Source organism: Bordetella petrii (assembly GCF_020991325.1).
Taxonomy (GTDB): domain Bacteria; phylum Pseudomonadota; class Gammaproteobacteria; order Burkholderiales; family Burkholderiaceae_B; genus Bordetella_A; species Bordetella_A petrii_E.
In genome coordinates, this window is record NZ_JAJMLX010000291.1 from 1 (window position 1) to 5,434 (window position 5,434).

A 5,434-nucleotide genomic window follows, 5' to 3' on the forward strand; every position below is an offset into this window, starting at 1 on the left:
GGGCGGCGGGGCAGCACGCGCAGCGTGCCGAGGGCGCCCGTATGCGCCCGAGCCCGGCGCACATCGCCGACGCCACCCGCCCGGGCGCCGCGGGACGGAGCAAGAACAATCCCCCCAACCAAACGCGGTAAAATCCCAGGTTCAACCGCATAACCCGCAGCCCGTTGCCGTCCTCGATCACACAATGACCACTATCCTCCCCAACCTTCCCGTCGGCCAGAAGGTCGGCATCGCCTTTTCGGGCGGCCTGGACACCAGCGCCGCGCTGCTGTGGATGCGCAACAAGGGCGCCATCCCCTATGCCTACACGGCCAACCTGGGCCAGCCCGACGAATCCGACTACGATGCCATCCCGCGTCGCGCCATGGAGTACGGCGCCGAGAACGCCCGCCTGATCGACTGCCGCGCGCAACTGGTGGCCGAAGGCATCGCCGCCCTGCAGTCCGGCGCCTTCCATATCACCACGGCCGGCATCACCTATTTCAACACCACGCCCATCGGCCGTGCCGTCACCGGCACCATGCTGGTGGCCGCCATGAAGGAAGACGGCGTCAACATCTGGGGCGACGGCAGCACCTACAAGGGCAACGACATCGAGCGCTTCTACCGCTACGGCCTGCTCACCAACCCCGACCTGAAAATCTACAAGCCCTGGCTCGACCAGTTGTTCATCGACGAGCTGGGCGGCCGCGCCGAAATGTCGGAATACATGCGCCAGGCCGGCTTCGACTACAAGATGTCGGCCGAGAAGGCCTATTCCACCGACTCGAACATGCTGGGCGCCACCCACGAAGCCAAAGACCTCGAGCACCTGAATTCCGGCATCAAGATCGTCAAGCCCATCATGGGCGTGGCCTTCTGGCGCGACGACGTGGCGGTCAAGGCTGAAGAAGTCACCGTGCGCTTCGAAGAAGGCCAGCCTGTCGCCCTGAACGGCGTCGAATACGCCGACCCGGTCGAACTCATGATGGAAGCCAACCGCATCGGCGGCCGGCACGGCCTGGGCATGAGCGACCAGATCGAAAACCGCATCATCGAAGCCAAGAGCCGCGGCATCTACGAAGCCCCGGGGCTGGCCCTGCTGTTCATCGCCTACGAACGCCTGGTCACCGGTATTCACAACGAAGACACCATCGAGCAGTACCGCGAAAACGGCCGCAAGCTGGGCCGCCTGCTGTACCAGGGCCGCTGGTTCGACCCGCAAGCCATCATGCTGCGCGAAACCGCCCAGCGCTGGGTGGCGCGCGCCATCACAGGCGAAGTCACGGTGGAACTGCGCCGCGGCAACGACTATTCGCTGCTGAACACCGAATCGCCTAACCTGACGTACGCGCCCGAGCGCCTGTCCATGGAAAAGGTGGAAAACGCCCCCTTCACCCCGGCCGACCGCATCGGCCAACTGACCATGCGCAACCTGGACATCACCGATACGCGCGACAAGCTGTTCACCTACGTGCAGACCGGCTTGCTGGCCTCGTCGGGCGGCGCCTCGCTGCCGCAACTGAAAGACGCCAAGAAGTAATAGCAAAGTAATAGCAGCCAGCATAAAAAGGGGGCCGCCGGCCCCCTTTTGCATTGCTGCCCTGCCCCCGGCGGCTACAATTCCACCTGCATCCCCATCTCGACCACGCGATTCGGCGGAATCTTGAAGAACTTGGTGCTGCGCGTGCCGTTGCGCGCCATGAAGGCAAACAACCCGCGGCGCCAGCGCTGCATGGACGGCCGCCTGGCCGGCACCACCGTCTGCCGCGACAGGTAAAACGACGTGCGCATCGCGTCCAGGTCAACCTCGGGATACGCTTCGGCCACCCGCCGCAATGCATCCGGCACGTCTGGGTCTTCCTTGAACCCGTAGCGCACCTCTACCTGCCAGCACGACGGGCTGATCCGCTGAAGCTCGAAATGCTCGTCCTCGGCCATATAAGGTACGTCGGCCACATTGATCGTCAGGAACAGTACCTGCTCGTGCAATACCTTGTTGTGTTTCAGGTTGTGCAGCAGCGCCGCCGGCACCACCCCGGGGTTCATGGTCATGAAAACCGCCGTGCCCGGCACCCGCGCCGGCGGGTATTCCTCAAGCTGCAGCATGAATTCCTTCAAGGGCTGGCGGTCGCGGCTTTGCATCTGGACCAGCAACTGCCGGCCACGGCGCCAGGTCATCATCATCGTGAACACCACCGACCCCACCAGCAACGGCAGCCAGCCTCCCTCGTGGATCTTGAATATGTTGGCGCCGAACAGCAGGATGTCGATCAGCAGCAGAAGACCCAGCACCGCCAGCCACACTACCCGCATGCCGCCGGTGCTTCCGCGCGGCAGCACCGAGAAGGCCAGGATGGTGGTCGTAAGCATCGTGCCCGTGACGGCGAAGCCGTAGGCGGCGGCCAGGCTTTCCGAGTCCTGGAACAGCATCACCAGGATCAGCACGGCCACCAGCAGCAGCGCATTGACCTGCGGCAGGTATATCTGGCCCTTCTCGGCAGCCGATGTGTGCAGGATCTGCATACGCGGCCAGAACCCCAGCTGCACCGCCTGCCGCGTCACCGAATACGCCCCCGAGATCACGGCCTGCGACGCCACCACCGTGGCGATGGTGGCCAGCACCACCAGCGGCACCAGCCCCCATTCGGGCGCCATCAGGAAGAAGGGATTGCGGATGGCCTGCGGCTCGCGCAGCAGCAGCGCGCCCTGCCCGAAATAGCACAGCACCAGCGCCGGCAGCACCATCATGAACCAGGCACGGCGGATGGCCGGGCGCCCGAAATGGCCCATGTCGGCATACAGCGCCTCGGCCCCCGTCAGCGCCAGCACCACCGCGCCCAACAGCAGGAAGCTGCCCAGCGGGAAATCGTCGATGAAACGCAGGGCCCAGATGGGGTTGAGCGCTTCCAGCACTTGCGGCGCCTGCCATATCTGCCAGCCCCCCAGCAGCGCCAGGGTGCCGAACCACACGCCCATCACCGGCCCGAACAGCTTGCCCATGGCCCCGGTGCCGCGCGACTGGATGCTGAACAGCACAATCAGCACGGCCAGCGACAAGGGCACGATCCAGGGGTCCAGGGTATGGGATACCACCCCTATGCCCTCGATGGCCGACAGCACCGAAATGGCGGGCGTGATCATGCTGTCGCCGTAGAACAGCGACGCGCCGAAAATACCCAGCACCACCAGCAGCCAGCGCGCCCGCCCCTGCCGGCCGCGCACGGCCAGTTCCAACAGCGCCAGCGTGCCGCCCTCGCCCCGGTTATCCGCGCGCAACACCAGGGTGACATACTTGAACGACACCACCAGCATCAACAGCCAGAACAGAATGGACAGCACACCCAGGATATGTTCCGGCTCGAGGTCGGCGAAGCCAACCAGACAGGCGCGCAGCGTATACAGCGGGCTGGTGCCGATGTCGCCGTACACCACTCCCAGGGCCCCCATGACCAGGGCCGCGCGGGAAGAAGGCGCGTGTCCCGCTGGCGCCCCGGCGCCGTGAGATTGGTGTGTCATGATGCTCGGTCGTGACGAGTCAGTTGCGCCCCTTTGCGGGGGCCGGGAAAGACCACGGAAAGACGTGTGCCAGGATATTCCGGCCGGCTGCTCAGCTTCCACCAGGCCCCGTGCGCATGCGCGATTTCACGCACGATGGCCAGGCCCAGCCCCGAGCCTCCGGCGCTGCTGCCCGGCGAACGGTAAAAAGCCTCGAAGACCCGCTCGCGCTCATCGCCTGGAATGCCGGGGCCGTCGTCTTCCACCGTCAGGGAAGGCGGATTCACGCCTACCGTCAGGGTAATGTTGCCTGGGGCCTTGCCATAGCGCACGGCGTTGTCGATCAGGTTGCCCAGCAGTTCGTCCAGCAGCAGCGGGTCGCCGTCGATCCAGACCGGGTAATCCGGGGCCACCAGGTCGACCTCGACATGCGCGGCGCGCGCATGCGGAATCCACTCGGCACCACTGGCGCGCACCCATTCGCACAGGTCGATGCGCACGAAGCTGTCCTGCGGCCGCGCGTTCGGATCGGAACGCGCCAGCACCAGCAACTGCTGGCCCAGGCGGATCATGCGGTCGCTGACGGCCTTGATGCGTTCGGCGCGCGCGCGCACGTCGTCGGGCAAGGGGCGCGCCAGCATCAGTTCCGATTCCATGCGCAGCCCGCTCAGAGGGGTGCGCAGTTGGTGTGCGGCGTGGCCGATGAAGCGGCGCTGCGCCGCCAGCGAGGCATCCAGGCGCAGCAGCAGGTCGTTGGTATGGGTGACCAGGGGCTCGATCTCGACGGGCACGCCCGCCACTTCCAGCGGCTGCATATCGTCGATAGAGCGCTGACGTATCTCGTCGGACAGATGGTTGACCGAGCGCAGGCCCGAGCGCACGCCCTGGATGATCACCGCCGCGAACACGCACACCAGGATGGCCTGGCCCAGCACCATCAGCCAGAAGAAATCTTCCAGCATCCAGCCCGCCATATCGAACTTGTGGCTGATGACCCAGGTGGCAAGAAGATCCAGCGCCACCAGCACCAGGATGGGCGGCAGCAGCCGCTTTACCAGGTAACGGGCCAGCGACCCGCGCGGCAGCTTCCAGCGCGCGCTCGCGCCGGTGGAAGCAGGAGAAGAAGAATCCGGCATAGTGGATGGCGCCGGCCGGGCATGAAAGCGCGTGGGCCGGCGCGAGGAGTTCACGCCGACTCGGTGTCCAGCATATAACCGAAGCCGCGCACTGTCTGGATACTGGTGCCGGAGCCTTCCAGCCGCTTGCGCAGGCGATAGACATAGACTTCGACGGCGTTCTCGCTGAAGTCGGCATCCCAGGCCGACAGCGAATTGACGATCTGGCGCTTGGTGACCACCCGGCCCGCGCGGGCCATGAGCATTTCCAGCACCGAGAGTTCGCGCACCGACAGCGACAGGCGCTGGCCATTGGCGCGCACCTCGCGGCCGACCGTATCGAACGTGAGCGTGCCCGCCTCGATGAACGGCTGCGCCTGGCCGGCGCGCCGCCGCCCGAAGGCCCGCACGCGGGCGGCCAGCTCGGGAAGGTCGAAAGGCTTGGTGACGTAGTCGTCGGCGCCGGCGTCCAGGCCGGCCACGCGGTCGTCCAGGCCATCGCGGGCGGTAACGATCAGCACGGGAACCTGATTGCCGTCCTGGCGCAATTGGCGCAGCACGTCGAGGCCGCTGCGTCCCGGCAGATTCAGGTCGAGCAGCAGCAAGTCGTAAGACTGGCCGGCCAAGGCGCCAAGCACCTTTTCACCGTCTGTCAGCCAATCGACTGCGTACCCCTGGTCGGCCAGGAATTCCTGGAGCGCGTGGCCCAGGGTCGTGTCATCTTCGATTACGAGAACTCGCATGCGGCGATTCTAGCGCGAAGATGCCACGACCGGGTAATGCGCTCAGTTGGCGGGAGCCGCAGCCGGTGCGCTGGCCGGTGCCCTCGCCGCGCCCGGCGC

At 65.9% G+C, this 5,434-nt stretch carries 4 protein-coding genes; 1 reads left to right on the forward strand and 3 read right to left on the reverse strand.

All coding sequences use genetic code 11. The features are described from left to right. The first annotated feature begins 184 nt into the window (after positions 1-184). Positions 185-1,522 (forward strand): argininosuccinate synthase, encoded by a 1,338-nt coding sequence (argG, locus tag LPZ50_RS21105; protein WP_230664659.1) that lies wholly within the window; start codon positions 185-187, stop codon positions 1,520-1,522. 74 nt (positions 1,523-1,596) lie between these two features. On the opposite strand, the gene LPZ50_RS21110 is transcribed toward argG, so the two are convergent. The 3 genes from LPZ50_RS21110 to LPZ50_RS21120 are packed head-to-tail and all read right to left on the reverse strand — an operon-like array spanning position 1,597 to position 5,335. Next, entirely contained in the window at positions 1,597-3,498 is a 1,902-nt protein-coding gene (locus LPZ50_RS21110) for a potassium transporter Kup (protein ID WP_230664661.1), read from the reverse strand. Further along, complete coding sequence (locus tag LPZ50_RS21115) at positions 3,495-4,613, reverse strand: sensor histidine kinase (RefSeq protein ID WP_230664663.1); 1,119 nt, start codon at positions 4,611-4,613, stop codon at positions 3,495-3,497. The genes LPZ50_RS21110 and LPZ50_RS21115 overlap by 4 nt, the downstream gene beginning before the upstream one ends. A 50-nt stretch (positions 4,614-4,663) precedes the next feature. Further along, positions 4,664-5,335, reverse strand: a complete 672-nt coding sequence (locus tag LPZ50_RS21120; protein ID WP_230664665.1) for a response regulator transcription factor — start codon at positions 5,333-5,335, stop codon at positions 4,664-4,666. Between the last annotated feature and the right edge of the window lie 99 nt (positions 5,336-5,434).

Bases quoted from the DNA above. Each gene is read 5' to 3' on its own strand.
- LPZ50_RS21115 (WP_230664663.1), bottom strand. From the start codon at position 4,613: ATGCCGGATTCTTCTTCTCCTGCTTCCACCGGCGCGAGCGCGCGCTGG.
- argG (WP_230664659.1), top strand. From the start codon at position 185: ATGACCACTATCCTCCCCAACCTTCCCGTCGGCCAGAAGGTCGGCATC.
- LPZ50_RS21120 (WP_230664665.1), bottom strand. From the start codon at position 5,335: ATGCGAGTTCTCGTAATCGAAGATGACACGACCCTGGGCCACGCGCTC.
- LPZ50_RS21110 (WP_230664661.1), bottom strand. From the start codon at position 3,498: ATGACACACCAATCTCACGGCGCCGGGGCGCCAGCGGGACACGCGCCT.